Source organism: Bifidobacterium sp. LCP19S3_E9 (assembly GCF_052121135.1).
GTDB classification, from domain to species: domain Bacteria; phylum Actinomycetota; class Actinomycetes; order Actinomycetales; family Bifidobacteriaceae; genus Bifidobacterium; species Bifidobacterium thermacidophilum.
On record NZ_JBQKEV010000004.1, the window covers coordinates 46,060 to 60,400 of the forward strand.

Annotated in this window: 12 protein-coding genes, 1 tRNA gene and 1 pseudogene; 6 read left to right on the forward strand and 8 right to left on the reverse strand. The window is 62.4% G+C overall.

The window, feature by feature from the left end; all coding sequences use genetic code 11:
* Positions 1-393 precede the first annotated feature (393 nt).
* Together ACTQYB_RS03020 and ACTQYB_RS03025 are read left to right on the forward strand one after the other, a co-directional pair.
* Entirely contained in the window at positions 394-1,005 is a 612-nt protein-coding gene (locus ACTQYB_RS03020) for an aminotransferase class I/II-fold pyridoxal phosphate-dependent enzyme (RefSeq protein WP_441481840.1), read from the forward strand.
* Positions 996-1,304 (forward strand): annotated as a pseudogene (locus ACTQYB_RS03025) (AAA family ATPase); the annotation flags it as partial. The gene ACTQYB_RS03020 and the pseudogene ACTQYB_RS03025, both read left to right, overlap by 10 nt.
* Positions 1,305-1,587: 283 nt before the next feature.
* On the opposite strand, the gene ACTQYB_RS03030 reads toward ACTQYB_RS03025, so the two are convergent.
* The 5 genes from ACTQYB_RS03030 to ACTQYB_RS03050 all read right to left on the reverse strand — a co-directional run bounded on the left by ACTQYB_RS03030 (position 1,588) and on the right by ACTQYB_RS03050 (position 8,275).
* Positions 1,588-2,898, reverse strand: coding sequence for a cysteine desulfurase family protein (locus ACTQYB_RS03030; protein ID WP_441481841.1), 1,311 nt, complete (start codon positions 2,896-2,898; stop codon positions 1,588-1,590).
* Entirely contained in the window at positions 2,895-3,749 is an 855-nt protein-coding gene (gene nadC / locus ACTQYB_RS03035) for a carboxylating nicotinate-nucleotide diphosphorylase (protein ID WP_441481842.1), read from the reverse strand. Before nadC ends, ACTQYB_RS03030 begins: the two co-directional genes overlap by 4 nt.
* A gap of 163 nt (positions 3,750-3,912) precedes the next feature.
* Positions 3,913-5,817: an L-aspartate oxidase gene (nadB, locus tag ACTQYB_RS03040; protein WP_441481843.1), complete on the reverse strand. Its 1,905-nt coding sequence runs from the start codon at positions 5,815-5,817 to the stop codon at positions 3,913-3,915.
* 147 nt (positions 5,818-5,964) lie between these two features.
* Entirely contained in the window at positions 5,965-7,224 is a 1,260-nt protein-coding gene (nadA, locus tag ACTQYB_RS03045; protein ID WP_205827927.1) for a quinolinate synthase NadA, read from the reverse strand.
* Positions 7,225-7,321: 97 nt separating this feature from the next.
* The gene (locus ACTQYB_RS03050; RefSeq protein WP_239646903.1) at positions 7,322-8,275 is read right to left on the reverse strand and encodes an NUDIX hydrolase; all 954 of its coding nucleotides are present in this window, start codon (positions 8,273-8,275) and stop codon (positions 7,322-7,324) included.
* Between the two features lie 358 nt (positions 8,276-8,633).
* Here ACTQYB_RS03050 and ACTQYB_RS03055 point away from each other — a divergent pair, with 358 nt between their 5' ends.
* Positions 8,634-9,212, forward strand: coding sequence for a very short patch repair endonuclease (locus ACTQYB_RS03055; protein WP_441481917.1), 579 nt, complete (start codon positions 8,634-8,636; stop codon positions 9,210-9,212).
* A 287-nt stretch (positions 9,213-9,499) separates the two neighbouring features.
* Positions 9,500-10,726 (forward strand): aminotransferase class I/II-fold pyridoxal phosphate-dependent enzyme, encoded by a 1,227-nt coding sequence (locus ACTQYB_RS03060; protein ID WP_441481844.1) that lies wholly within the window; start codon positions 9,500-9,502, stop codon positions 10,724-10,726.
* Positions 10,727-10,935: 209 nt separating this feature from the next.
* Here the strand turns inward: ACTQYB_RS03060 and ACTQYB_RS03065 are convergent, their stop codons facing one another.
* The 3 genes from ACTQYB_RS03065 to ACTQYB_RS03075 form a co-directional block, all read right to left on the reverse strand.
* Entirely contained in the window at positions 10,936-11,532 is a 597-nt protein-coding gene (locus ACTQYB_RS03065) for a GNAT family N-acetyltransferase (protein WP_441481845.1), read from the reverse strand.
* Positions 11,533-11,551: 19 nt separating this feature from the next.
* Complete coding sequence (locus ACTQYB_RS03070; RefSeq protein ID WP_033506269.1) at positions 11,552-12,088, reverse strand: NAD(P)H-dependent oxidoreductase; 537 nt, start codon at positions 12,086-12,088, stop codon at positions 11,552-11,554.
* A 190-nt stretch (positions 12,089-12,278) separates the two neighbouring features.
* Positions 12,279-12,677 carry a VOC family protein gene (locus ACTQYB_RS03075; protein WP_033506272.1) on the reverse strand — a complete coding sequence of 133 codons (399 nt, stop codon included), beginning with the start codon at positions 12,675-12,677 and terminating at the stop codon, positions 12,279-12,281.
* A 144-nt stretch (positions 12,678-12,821) separates the two neighbouring features.
* Here ACTQYB_RS03075 and ACTQYB_RS03080 point away from each other — a divergent pair.
* Positions 12,822-12,894: transfer RNA gene (locus ACTQYB_RS03080), tRNA-Arg, on the forward strand.
* A 163-nt stretch (positions 12,895-13,057) separates the two neighbouring features.
* Positions 13,058-14,101, forward strand: a complete 1,044-nt coding sequence (locus tag ACTQYB_RS03085; protein WP_441481846.1) for a bile acid:sodium symporter family protein — start codon at positions 13,058-13,060, stop codon at positions 14,099-14,101.
* The last annotated feature ends 240 nt before the right edge of the window (positions 14,102-14,341 follow it).

The following is a 14,341-nucleotide window of genomic DNA, read 5'->3' on the forward strand; positions in this document are numbered from 1 at the left end:
TGGCATACGCGCGCAGGCGGATGCCGGCCCGGGAGGTGACGTCCCGTGTGATGTACCACTTGCATATGCGCCGGCATACGGCGCTGCAGCGTTCCCGGCCGGAGCAACACTGCATATGGGGCGCGATACGCCAGCCGGCGGTCATGGTGCGACAATCCGCTCACACGACGGCCGGTTGCCGGTACGGGCGTAAGTCGCATCGGCAACCGGCCGTGCGTTCTGCGAGTCTCCGCCGCCCGCCTCGGTCGCGGCATCTGATAGTGCGGCATAGATAACGGCGATAGCCCGCGTGGCGTTTCCGCGCGGCAATCGTGATTGCATACCAGACAGTAGGACGGCAAGCGGCACAGGCCGGGCGTCACCCGGGACAGCCGCATGAGAGGAGTGGGAACCATGACACAGGCAACAGCCGTGACGGCATCGGGTATCACCACGAACATCGCCGATCGGGTGCGTGGCATCCCGGCAAATCCGTTTGCCGCGGCCAACGCGCGGGTCGCCAAATATCGGACCGCCGGCCATGACATCATCGACCTGAGCCAAGGCAATCCGGACGGTCAGCCGCCGCAGTTCATGATTGATGCGGTCGCCCAGGCCGCCCGGGATCCCGCCGATTTCAAATACCCGTCATTCAACGGCAAACCGGCCTTCCTCAAGGCGGCGGCCGGCTGGTACCAGCGTGAATTCGGCGTGACCCTCGACCCGGCCACTCAGCTGCTGGCGACTGCGGGTGCGTCCGTCGGCATCAGCGCCGTCATCCAAACCCTCGTCAACGCCGGCGATCTTGTGGCGCTGGTCGGCCCGTATTACCCGCAGTACGAGGGGTCAACCGCAGTGGCGCAAGGGCGGGTGTACACGATTGCAACCAGCCCGGAGCGTGGATTCCTACCCTGCAAGCGACAATGTGATGCTGCGCCCGTTGACCGACCGTATGCGCCCCCAAGCGGCTTGACGATGTCATCGGCCAGGACCAGGTTCTCGCTCCGGGCGCACCGTTGCGTCTGATGGCTTCCCCGACAACCTCGCAATCCGTGGTCGTCCCCGGCGCCGCCCTGCTGTATGGTCCTCCGGGAACGGGCAAGACCACGATTGCGCATCTAATCGCAGAGGAGTCGCATCGGCGTTTCATTGAGCTGTCCGCCGTCAATGTGCGTGTCGAAGAGCTGCGTAACTCGCTGTCTGCCGCCGAACGGTTGAAGCGCCGCGGTGAGGAAACCGTGCTGTTCATCGACGAAATCCACCGGTATTCGCGCGAAGAACAGGACATTCTGCTGCCTGCGGTGGAAAAGCGTCTCGTCACCTTCGTCGCCGCCACCACGGAAGCACCGTCCAGCACGCTTGCTCCGGCGTTGCTCAGCCGTTGCATCATCGTGCATTTGCATCAACTCGGTGTTGACGGCCTCAACAGGATCGTGGACAGGGCGGTCGCCTCGCCGGACGGTCTTGGCGGCTCGGTCACCTTGGATTCGGAAGCGCGCAAGCTGATTGTTCTCAGCAGCGGCGGCGACGCGCGTCATGCGCTCACCACGCTTGAGGCGGCTGCTCCCCGTGCCGCAAGTCAGGCGACGCCCGGTCAGATCGCGATTGTCACATCGCGTGCAGAGCGGTCATGGATGCGCGCAGCGCCTGCGCGATGCGACGGATATCCGTGTGGTGCAGCGGCTTCCGGAACGAGAATCGCAACGCGGATTTCGCTTCCGTTTCGCTCAACCCCATGGCCAGCAGCGTGCCGGGGGCTTCGTGGCGTCCAATGGCGCATGCCGAACCCGAAGACACTTCAATGCCACGCGCGTCCAAATCGACGAGCAGCGCCTCGCCGTTGACATTCGGGAAGGTGAATGACGCATGGCCGGGCAAGCGATTGACCGGGTCGCCGGTGAGCGAGGCACCCGGTACCGCCGCGCAGATAGCCTTGATCAGGGCGTCACGCGACGCGGCCAGAGGGGCGTTGCGTTCCTCCATTCCCGCGCATGCCTCATGGAGCGCGACCGCCAGTGCGATCGCTCCTGCAACATTCGGTGTGCCCGAGCGCAGACCACGTTCCTGCCCGCCGCCGCTGACAATCGGCTCGATGGCCACGCGGCTACGGGTGAGCAGTGCGCCCAAGCCTTTCGGCGCGCCGAATTTGTGTCCGGACACCGCGAGCGTGTCGGCATCAAGACCGCGGAAATCCACGGGAATTGTGCCGGCCGCCTGCACGGCGTCCACATGAACGGGCACTGCGGCATCATGGCAGATGCGCACCGCGCGGCTCACCGGCTCAATCGTGCCCACCTCATTGTTCGCCATCATGATGCATGCCAGGGTCGCACCCTTCTGGGCCTCGCGGGAGAGTACGTTAAGGTCGATATGGGCCTGAGCGTCGACCGGAATGCGCACCACTTCGAAATCGAAGAAATCATGTAGCCATTGCGCTGATTGTGCGACGGCCGGGTGCTCCACCGCCGAGATGAGGATGCGGTGGGCGGGGGAGTGTGGGGAGTGCAGGGATGCGGATGCGGATGTGAACGCCCGTGCCGGCATTGATGCCGATGCCGCTGCTGCTCTCGTCTCCCGTTCGCGCCTGATCTGGGCGAGCGCGATGCCCTTGACGGCGAGATTATCCGCCTCGGTACCGCCCGAAGTGAAAATCACGTCGCCGGCGTGCGCGCCCAGATCGGCGGCGAAGGATGCGCGTGCCGCATCAAGGGCGCGCGCCGCCGTTTTGCCGCTCGCATGGACGCTGGACGGATTACCGTATCCTTCGGTCAGGAAGTGGGTCATCGCCTCGATCACGCTGGCGGGCACGGCGTCTGATGCGGCGGCGTCAAGGTACAGTTCACGTTCCGGGCTGTCCGGCTGGGCGGCTTGCGACTCCTGGGTTTGCGTGTCTTGGCTGGTTGCGTGCTGCCCGGTCATGCCCAATCCAATCCAAGATCGATCGCGCGCACGGAATGGGTGAGCGCACCGACGGAAATCACGTCCACGCCGGTCGAGGCGACTTGCGGGACGCGCTCCAAAGTCATGGTGCCGGAGGCCTCAACAATCGCCCGGCCCGCGATCATGGTGACGCCTTTGCGCGTGTCCTCGAGCGAGAAATTGTCCAGCATGATGGTGTCCGCACCGCCTTCGAGCACTGCCGGAATTTGGTCAAGCCGGTCGACTTCCACCTCAATATGCGTGGTGTGGCCTACTTGGTCACGAATATGCTTGATGCCGGCTGTGAGGTCGAGTCCTGCGGCCTGCATGGCGGCGATGTGATTGTCCTTGACCATCACCGCGTCGGACAGGCCGTAGCGGTGGTTGCGCCCGCCGCCGCAGACAACCGCGTACTTGTCGAAGGGCCTCAGCCCAGGCACGGTTTTGCGCGTGTCCGCGATACGGGCGTGCGAGCCGGGTGCCGCATCCACGGCGTCAACGAATGCTCGGGTCATCGTGGCGATGCCGCTCATGCGCTGGGTGAAGTTCAGAGCGACGCGTTCGGCGGTCAGCATGCCGCGTGCGTTGCCGTGGATGGTGGCGAGCGTGTCGCCGGCGGTGAAGCGTTCGCCGTCTTTGATGCGCATGGTGACTTGGATGCCGGGGTCTACCTCGTGGAAGGCGGCGGTGAATACCTCCGCACCGCTGAATACGCCGTTTTCACGGGCGCTCAGCGTGGCGGTCGCCGTTTCATCGGCGGGGATGGTCGTCGCGGCGGTGATGTCCCCGGTCGGCGCGTCCTCCATCAGCGCGCGGCGGACCGCGTCTTCAATGACCAGACGGGTGAGCATAGCTGGTTCTCCAATCTTGCATACGAGTGCAACTGTGTGGCGAGGGTGGTTGCCTGTTGGGACACCATGAGTGAAAGCGGTTGCAATGAGGCAATCACTTTCACTCATGGTGTCCGAGCGTGGCTGTGCAGGAATCAGGCCGATATCAGGGTTGTGCCGGATATCAGCCGCGGATGAACGGCCGCGAGCAGGCCTGGACGCTGTCGGTATCCGGAAAATCGGTGCGGGCATGGGCGCCGCGCGATTCAGTGCGGGCCAGAGCCGCAGTGGCGGCGACCAGGCCGATAGCGGCGAGATTGCGGTTTTCCAATGCGGTCACGGTGTCCGCAATATCGCCGGGTGCGGGCGCCGATGCGGTTGCGGGCGTGGTCGTGGCTGCGGTGGTGTCGTCGGTTGCGGTGGCGGTCGCATCGGTCCTTGGCGTCTTGGCCACCTTGGACAGCGCCGCTTGTGCCAGTGCCCGCGTCTGCTCGACAAGGCCGGTCAGACGGCTTTGGGCGGGGCTCAGGCCGTCGGCATCACGAAGTACGCCGACGCCGTGCCACATGGTCTGCTCGATGGTGTCGCGTACATCGGTGGGTTTGGCGCTGGGTTCGGCTTGGGTGTCGGGGCTTGGCATGGCAAGCGTCTGTGGTTCGGTGATTTCGCGGGTTTGTGCGTTCGCTGCGCTGCCCAGCAGCGGCTGGGGGTTCCAGACGGTGTCCTCGCTGTCGCGCAACGCGGCAAGACCGGCACGACGGCCATACGCCAGTCCCTCAAGCAGCGAGTTCGAGGCCAGTCGGTTCGCGCCCTGCACGCCTGTTCTCGCGCATTCGCCTGCCGCATACAGGCCGCGGATGCTGGTGCGCGCCCACAAATCGGTGCGGATGCCGCCCATCCAGTAGTGTGCCGCCGGGGTGACGGGAATCGGTTCGCGGCTCCAATCAAAGCCCATCGAACGGGTGTAGGCGTCGATGGTGGGGAAGCGGTGGGCGAGGAATGCGGCGAGTCCGGCCTGGTCCAAGCCCATCTTCCGCCCGATGGCCGTCGCATCCAGCAGTACCGGACGCCCGCCTTGGGCCATCATCTGGCGGAAATTCTCGCGGGCGACCACGTCACGCGGGGCGAGTTCTGCACGCGGATCGATTGCGGTCATATACCGTTTGCCGCGTTCGTTGAGCAGGATCGCGCCCTCGCCGCGTACCGCTTCGGAAATCAGGAAGTGCTCGCCCACGCCGAGTGCGGTGGGGTGGAATTGGTAGAACTCGAGGTCGGCGACTTGGGCCCCAGCGCGCCAGGCAGCGGCCAGCCCGTCGCCGGTGGCGACCTGCGGATTCGTGGTGTACGGGTAAAGCCGGCCGGCCCCGCCGGTTGCGAGAATCACGCGGTCTGCCGCCAAGGTGTGTAGTTCTCCGGTGGTGGTATCGAACAGGCGGATACCGCGAATCACGCGGGTAACGCCTGCTGCCTGTGCTTCGGATGCGGCAGGGGAGTGCGCGTCAATCGGTTCAGTGACCAAATCCACGACGAAGGCATGCTCAATGATGTGGATATGCGGCGTGTTGCGTGCGATGGCACTGACATCAAGCTCGACGATCTTGCCGGTCGCATCCCCGCCCGCGTGTACGACGCGGCTGCGGCTGTGCGCGGCCTCCAATCCGCGCAGCAACGTGCCGTCCGGATGCTTGTCGAAGCGCACGCCGGCGGCGATGAGCCGGCGCACCTGTTCGGCGCCTTCACGGGTGAGAATATCCACGGCTTTCGGTTCGCATAGGCCAGCACCCGCGGCGAGCGTGTCCTTCGCATGCAGTTTCGGGTCGTCGTCAGGGAAGATGGCTGCGGCGATGCCGCCCTGCGCATGGTATGTGTTCGATTCAACCAAATCGGTTTTCGTGATGAGTGTCACGTCCTGACCTGGCAGATCGGAATCCGGGTCGCCGTTCGCGACGGCGAGCGCGGCACTCAGCCCGGCGATACCCGCGCCGATGACGGCGATGGTCGGGGTGCCCGGTGTGCTGGATGTGTTGGGCGTGTCTGGCGTCTCCCCGAAAGGCGTGGTTTTGGTGTTGTCTTGGGTCAATGAGGTCATGATTGCCTACGATTCGTGTATTCCCGTTGAATTTCGGGCGTCATCGGCCCAGCTGGCAGGGTATATGGGGCCGCATACGTGCAATACGTGCGATCCCGCCGCCTGTTGGCCGAGCCGGAAAATGAAATCAGCTGTGCCGCCGCAGGATCATGGGTGGACGCGTAGCATGCGGTCGAGTGCGATTTTCGCTTCGCTCGCGGTCTGCGGGTCCACGACGATCTTGTTGACGACCTTGCCGTCCACGAGATTCTCCAGCGCCCATGCAAGATACGCGGGGTGGATGCGGTACATCGTGGAGCACGGGCAGACGACCGGGTCGAGGCAGAACACGGTTTTGTCCGGGTGCTGGGCGGCGAGCCGGTTGACGAGGTTGATTTCGGTGCCCACGGCGATGGCGCTGCCGGCGGGCGCGTTCTCGATTTCCTTGACGATGTAGGCGGTTGAGCCGGTGCCGTCGGCGGCGTTGACCACGTCCATTGAGCATTCGGGGTGGACGATGACTTTCACGCCGGGGTAGGCTTTGCGTGCGCGCTCGATCTGCTCGACGGTGAAACGCTGGTGGACGGAGCAGAAGCCCTTCCACAGAATCATCTTCGCATTCGCATACTGCTCGGGCGTGGCCCCGCCGTTCGCCTTGAACGGGTCCCACAGCGGCATCTGGTCGAGGCTCATACCCATGGCGAGCGCCGTGTTGCGGCCTAGGTGCTGGTCGGGGAAGAACAGGACGCGCTTGCCGCGTTCGAATGCCCATTCAAGCACCGCGCGCGCGTTCGAGCTGGTGCACACGATGCCGCCGTTTCGACCGCAGAACGCTTTGAGTGCGGCTGAGGAGTTCATGTACGTGACGGGGATGATCTGCTGCTTGCCGTCGGCGTCCGGGGTGTTTCCGCAGATGTCGGTCAGCTGTTCCCAGCAGTCGGTCACCTGGTCGATGTTGGCCATGTCGGCCATCGAGCAGCCTGCGGACATATTCGGCAGGATCACGTTCTGGCGTGGGGTGGAGAGGATATCAGCGGTTTCGGCCATGAAGTGGACGCCGCAGAAGACGATGTTGTCGGCTTCCGGTCGGGTTGCGGCGTTCTTGGACAGCTGGAACGAGTCGCCCACATAGTCGGCGTGCACGATGATCTCGTCACGCTGGTAGAAGTGGCCGAGGATCAGCAGCTTGCTGCCCAGTTTGTGTTTCGCATCGATGATGCGTTCCTGGAGCTCCTCGTCGCTTGCTTCCGTGTACTCTTTACCGAGCGGCTGCTGGCGCGGAGCGTTGCGGGGAATCAGGTCGAGCGCGCTGGCTCCTGGGCCGTAGGACGGTTTGGTGGTGTCGAAGGCCCACGGGTCTTTGGTCAGGCCGGCGTCACAGGTGCGGGTCGCGCCGAGCCGTTCGATAATTGCGTCTACGGATGTCATGATGTTCCTTTCGATGGTGCCGCGGGCGGTGGTTGTTCTGCCATTCGCGGCGAAACAGGTTGGTTGGAGTGCTGTGAAGTCTGGCGTGGTGGGCAGGTTACCGTGGGGTCGCTGTTGTGCCGTGCGCTGTGCCGGTATCGCCGGTATGTCCCGGCTGCCCGGATTTCGCAGGTTTTGCGGATGTTGCGGATTTTCCGGTTCCCGCGTGGGCGACGTACCGGTACAGGCATGCCGGTCGGTGCGCGCCTCGGGCGAGTTTTTCACCGGTCGGCTCAACCATGCCGGTCGAGAGCATCCGCCGGCGGAAATTCGGCGCGTCAAGCTTCCTGCCGTAAATCGCCTCATACACGTTGCGCAGCTGGCTGAGCGTGAATTCGCTGCCGACCAGGCGAGTCGCGATATCCGAATATTCGATTTTGTTGCGCACACGGGTCAGCGCGTATTCGATGATGTCCTTGTGATCGAAGGCCAATGGCGGCAACTGGTTCACGGGGAACCAGCGCACGTTCTGGGCTTCGCGGAAATCCTTCGCCTCGGTTTCGCCAATCAGCGCCCAGTACACGATGGATACCATCGGCAGTCCGCCGTGCGAGCGGCTTGGATTGCCGAAAGTGTACAGCTGCTCGAGATACTGCGGGTGCAGGCTGGTGGTGGATCGCAAGGCTTTTTCGGCTGCGTATTCAAGGGATCGCCCGCCTTGCAGGTCGCCGCCGGGTAGCGCCCAATCGCCGAGGAAAGGCTGACGGATGCGGCGGACCAACGGGATGCGGAGCGTCGGGACGGTGTCGCCGTTGGGGATTCGGCTTGTGGTGCGGCCAACGCCATTGCCGGTTTCGGCGGTGCTGGCGGCAGAGAGGGAATCGGTGACGGCGGATGTGGTGCCGGTTGTCGAGGGGTCGTTTGTGCGGCCGTCCAAATCGGAGGGGCCGAGCGCGAGAATGACGACGGATACGCCGATATTCGGTGGTTCTTTGGCGCGTTCGCTGACATTCGCTGACATGCGCATCGCTGCTCCTTTCCCTGGTTGGTCGCCGGTTTCCTTGGTTGCCATCACCATACGACTTATGGTCAACATGACTATAAGGGGGTGTGGCGTTTGCATGGTGCCGCCGTTCCGGGGTATGTGCGATGACAATAAGTCATCATGACCATAAGTCGTTGTCGGCTGTTTCGGGCCGATCGAACATGGGCCAGGGCATAATGGGCGATGCAACGCGAATCATGCAGACTGGCAGGCGGGTGAGGATATGCGGGAATCAACGGACAAGGCTGGTCGCCATCAGTGTGCCGACGCGGTGGCTGTGCGGGCGGTGCCGGCGACGCAACCTACGAGTGCTGTGTCTGTGGCGTCCGAAAACACCGCAGCATCAGCGAAATCGCCGAAGTCAGCGCAATCGTCGGCATCCGCAGTGCACTCGGCGTCGACAACGCGAGGCAAACGCAACCCCAGCCGCCGGGCGAGGCGCCGACGTCGATCTGCGTCAAAAGGCCAATCTCGCCCAGAACGTTACGAACGCGGCACCAGAAGCTATACGATGTCGCACATTCGCGGCAAGGACACAAGCATCGAAGTGCTCGTCCGCAGTTATCTGTTCAGGCGCGGGCTGCGCTTCCGCAAGAACGACCGGCGCTATCCGGGACACCCGGATGTGGTGCTACCCAAGTGGCGCACGATCGTGTTCGTCAACGGTTGCTTCTGGCATGCTCACGCCAATTGCAAAGCCTTTTCCCGTCCCAAATCCAATGTCGAATTCTGGTCGGTGAAACTCATGCGCAACGGCGAACGCGACCGACTACAACATGCCCAGCTCGTCGCCGACGGGTGGCGTGTGATCGTGGTATGGGAATGCGAACTGGCGAAACCGGTGCGAGAGGCGCGTCTCGCCAGGTTGTACGACCAAATCACCGCGACGACGGACGGGCAGCCCGGCATCATCGACGACACGATTCCCGCCGGCAGCAAGGGTGAGCCTGGTGCCATCGTGTGAGGATTGGCTCACACAGTGCCGGCTGGGTTGATTGGTTTCGGGCGTTTGGCGGGCTGGGGCGGTCATTGTGTGAGGATTCGCTCGCATATTGACGGTTGGGGTGGTTCTGGGCCGTCCGTGTGGTTGAGTCTGGTGTCGTTATGTGAGGATTCGCGCACATGATGACGCTTCGGTCCGGGGCTGTGTCGCTCCATCGTCACTAGGTCGTCGCCGCACCGCCGCGCAATTATCGCCAATAACCCCCGGCGCACCCCGCATTTGTCGTATTGCGCCGATAGAACCGAATCATGCAGGAAAACTCAGCACAGCCCATCGCCGCAACCCATCCGGCGCCCGCCCTACCGTCCTTGTCCAAGCGTGCCCTGGAATCCAACCCGTTCAGGGCTATGGCCATCGGCGAGGAAGCTGACCGGATGATCGCCCAAGGTGTCGATGTCGTCAAGCTCAGCCTTGGCGAACCGGATTTCGGCGCCCCGCAAGCCGTCCGCGATGCCATGCGCGAGCAGTGCGACGGCCGCCCGCTGCCGTACACCGCCGCGCTCGGTATCCCCGAACTGCGCGAGGCAATCGCACGATTCTATGAGCAACGCCATCACGTTCAGCTCAACCCCAAGCGCGTGGTCATCACCGAAGGCGGTTCCGCGGCCCTCCTGCTCGCTCTGGCCCTGACCGTCAATGAAGGTGACGACGTGATTTGCGCCGACCCGTCCTACCCATGCAACCGCGAACTGGTGCGCACATTCGGCGGCAATATCATCGACGTGCCGACCAGCGCCGCCACCCGATTCCATCTCAACGCCGACCTGCTCAACGCACATTGGACACCACGCACCCGCGCGGTCATGGTCACCTCGCCGTCGAATCCCGCTGGCACGAGCATCGCCTTCGACGCGCTCAAAGGAGTATGCGACACCGCCCGCGCACACAACGCCTGGCGAATCGTAGACGAAACCTACCTTGACCTGGCCGATGCGGAACCAGACGGTAGCGATGTGCGCAGCGTCCTGTCCGCCGACCCGGACGCCATCGTGGTCAGCAGTTTCTCGAAATACTGGGGCATGACCGGCTGGCGTCTCGGCTGGGCCGTGTTGCCGGAAGCGATTCTGCACGAGGCAGACAATCTCGCCACGAATTATTTCCTGTGTGCGCACACCCCGACCCAGCATGCAGCGCTTGCCTGTTTCACGCCGCAGACGCTCGAGGAATGCGAACGCCGCCGTCAAGAATTGCTGGTGCGCCGAGGTTTGGCGCTTGATGGGCTTGCCAGCATCGGCCTGCCTGTCGAGGTCGAGCCGAATGGCGCGTTCTACGCGTATTTCAACGTGTCGTCCACGGGACTGGATGCGTGGACCTTCTGTGAGCGCGCGTTGCGTGAGGCGCATGTCGCGTTGACTCCGGGCGCTGATTTCGGTCCGGCGACGGCGCACACCCATGTGCGCTTGTCGTATGCTGCCTCGAGCGAGGCGATCGGCGAAGGCATCGCACGCGTCGGCCAGTTCCTCAAGACGTTGTGAAACACGACGGCCGGACGCGGTCAGATGAGCAAAACACGCTATGACGCGTCATGACGTACCGTAATACGGCGGGAAGTGTCATAGCGCGGATTGGATCAGCTGATATCAGTTGAAATATGTTGGTGTGGGCGTTCCAGGACATCTTCCGGGGTGCCGTCGCGCTAGTTGACTGGCCACTGGCTTGAAACGTCCACGATGCTGAGTGCAGGTCACAGGTCTTTGACGAACCAGTGTTCGGTCCCCGTCTTCGGATACCCCTCGATGTGGAATATCTCGCGGTATCCGAAGCGCGGATAGTAATCCTTGCCTTGGAAGCCGAATGTGCAGAGCAGACAGTGATGGCACCCATGGGCTCGGGCGGTGTTCTCGGCTTGTCTCAGGAGGAGCTCGCCTAGATGCTGACGGCGATGTGCCGGATCGATGGCGAGTACGTCGATTTCCAGCCATTGCCCGAACATCGTTCCGTAGATGCCGCCAATGATCTGCCCGGATTCAGCGCCCGGATTCGGTGCTTCGTCATTGCCGCCGGGTGAGGTCGTAGATTTGGCCGAGATGATGTCTCCGGGTGCGGTAGAGCCTTCGGACAAAGTTGCATCTTCGGCCGAGGCGGCAGACGCGTCAGCCACGGTTTCCGGCTCGAGCGGTAGCGGGCCGCACGCCGTCAATTCGTCATCGCGCGCGACAATCGTGAACTCCTGCTCATCGGGCGTCTCAAAATGGGCGAGATTATAGCGTTGCAGAATGCGTCGAACGCATTGCCGCTCGGCTTCACTTGGTCCGGAAAGGCTCTCGATGCGGATACTCATCGGCGGACGCGAATGTGACTTACTTGGCCGGCTCGTTGATGACCTGCGCGTAGCGTCGTGCGGTGGCGGCAAGCGTGTCGTCGTCAATGCCCGCGCCGACTCCGTACACCACGAACGGCGGCAGATAGCGCGCACCCACGTAGTCAGCCATGGTTGCGAACGGTTTGAGCAGCTCCTCCATAGTCGCATGGTGCGAGCCATCATGCTGATAGTCCGCTTCGCCACTGCCGGCGGAAACGGCGAGCATGATTTCCTTGCCTTCGAACGCGTGCCCGGTCGAGCCGTACGCCCAGCCGTATTCGAGCACCTTGTCCTCCCATAGCTTGAGCAGCGAGGGGGAGCTGTACCAGTAGAAGGGGAACTGCAGGACGATCCGGTCCGAGTCCTCGACGAGACGCTGTTCGGCGGCGACGTCGATGCGACCGTCGGGATATGTGGCGTATTCGTCGCGCACGGTCACGTCATGATTGGGGTCGTTGAGCACGGCTTGCGCGAGTTCCTTGTTGACCCGTGAGGTCTCAAGATTCGGGTGGAACACCAATACTGTGGTTTTCATACCAACTTCCTTACCGCTATTGCTGTGTTTCCTGCATGCGACACTTTGGCCGGCCGCGTGCATGGGTTCGCGCACGCAATGTGTGCCATGCCCGTAGCCGGTCGTGTAGTTGCGTATCTTACGCCGTGCTCTGCCAAGACGCCGCAGTGTAGCGGACGCGATTTGAACGCTGCGATACGCTGACGGTCCGTTACGCCTGCCTGTCGGCTTGTGGATGCGACCAATCGACAACCGCCTCAATATTGTTGCCGTCCGGGTCGAGCACAAACGCCGCGTAATACCCCGGATGGTACGCGCGCGGTCCCGGGGCTCCGTTGTCGCGGCCACCGGCTGCCAGCGCCGCATCATAAAACGCCTTGACGGTCTGCTCGCTATCCGCGCGGAACGCGATATGGGTCGGTGCTGGAGTCGTCCCGGGCTGCGCGGGGGAGACGTAGAAATCGCTGTGCGGCGTGCCATCATCCACCCCGAAACCGATAGTTGGCTCGTGATGGGCTTTGGGAAGGTACCCGAGTGGTGCCAGCGCTTTCGTGTAAAACTCAATGGAACGGTTGGCATCGCTGACATGCAAGGTCATATGGTCGATCATGACTCCCACTATAGGAGGGCTTCGGCGAGCTCTGCGCAGGCGCTCTCTGTAAGCGTTCGCAGGTGCATTGATCCGGGCCGCACAAACACGGTGACAACGGGTGCACACAGCTGGTGGGCGGTTGTGTGTACAATATCATCTGTTGCCCGGGTAGCTCAGTGGATAGAGCACCGCTCTCCTAAAGCGGGTGTCGCGCGTTCGAATCGCGTTCCGGGCACGTTTGTTTCCCTTGTTCGGCGCTACTCTTGTGGTGCCGGTTGTTGTCATTCGACGTACCCGCCAGACGAAATTCCACATCCTGACCATCATCGTCCAATTGCCTCGTTCCCGTTTAAGATGCCCAGTACGCCTGTTATTCGGCGGAAAAGGGGTAAATCCACATGGAGAAAGTAAAGCAAGCCGCCTCCTGGCTGACCAAATGGTTCACACTGATTGTTATCGTGTGGGCTGCCATCAACTATTTCGTGCCTGCGATTAGCGTATGGGCGAAAGGATATACGGGCTATCTGCTCGGTATTGTCCTGTTCGGTATGGGCCTGACGCTGTCGGTTGATGATTTTGCTCGGATTATCAAACAGCCGTTGATGGTCATTGTCGGTACTGTCGCCCACTACGTGATCATGCCGTTGGTTGCTGTCTTGCTGTGCTGGATCTTCCACCTTGATGGGGCGATCGCTGTCGGCGTGATTTTGGTGGGCTGCTGCCCGTCCGGTACGTCGTCCAACGTGATGAGCTTCCTGTCGCGTGGCGATGTCGCGCTCGACGTGTCGATTGGTCTGCTGTCCACGTTGCTCGCCCCGTTCATGATTCCGCTGCTGATGCAGCTGCTCGCCTCCCGCTATGTGGCGATTCCGTGGCAGTCGCTGTTCCTTAGCGCGTTGACCATTGTGCTGGTGCCGGTTGCGCTCGGTGTCACGTGCCATATGATCTTCAAGGAGAAGATTGAAAAGGTCACGCCTGTGCTGCCGATTGTCTCGCAGGTCGCGATTCTGTTGATCATCGGCGTGGTCGTGTCCGCGAACGCCGCCAAGCTGTTCAGCTCCGAAACGCTGCTGGCGATTCCCGTGGTGATTCTGCATAACCTGTGCGGCTATGCGCTTGGTTTTGGCTTCTCGAAGCTCATGTACAAGGTGTATCCGAAGGGCTTCCGCTATGCGCAGCAGAAGGCCATCACCTTCGAAGTCGGTATGCAGGATTCCGGCCTTGGCGCCACGCTCGCGTTGACATCGTTTGCATCGACGCCGATCACCGCGATCCCGTCCACGTTCTTCAGCGTGTGGCACAACATCTCCGGTTCGGTGCTCTCCGCCTGGTGGCGCCGCCATGATGACAAGTACGGTATTCCGCGTGATTCCCTCGACGGCAAGCCGACCAAGCAGCCTGCTGCCGCAACCGCCGCTCCCGTTGCTGCAGCGACTGATTGAGCCGCTGCCTTTCGTTTTGGCCCCGTCTGTGTACAAAGCAGGCGGGGCTTCATTGTTGATGTGACGGGTTGCGTATGTTTGGGCATGCTCAACATGACGGAAGTCCATCGGCTGTCGTGATTTCGGATTCGGCGCATTACGTATGTCTGAGGATGCGTGACCTTGGACAAACCCGTCGGCGGTATTATCGGCGGTGGGTTTGATTTGGCGGCCACCAAGGTCATCGCGGATAACGCGATG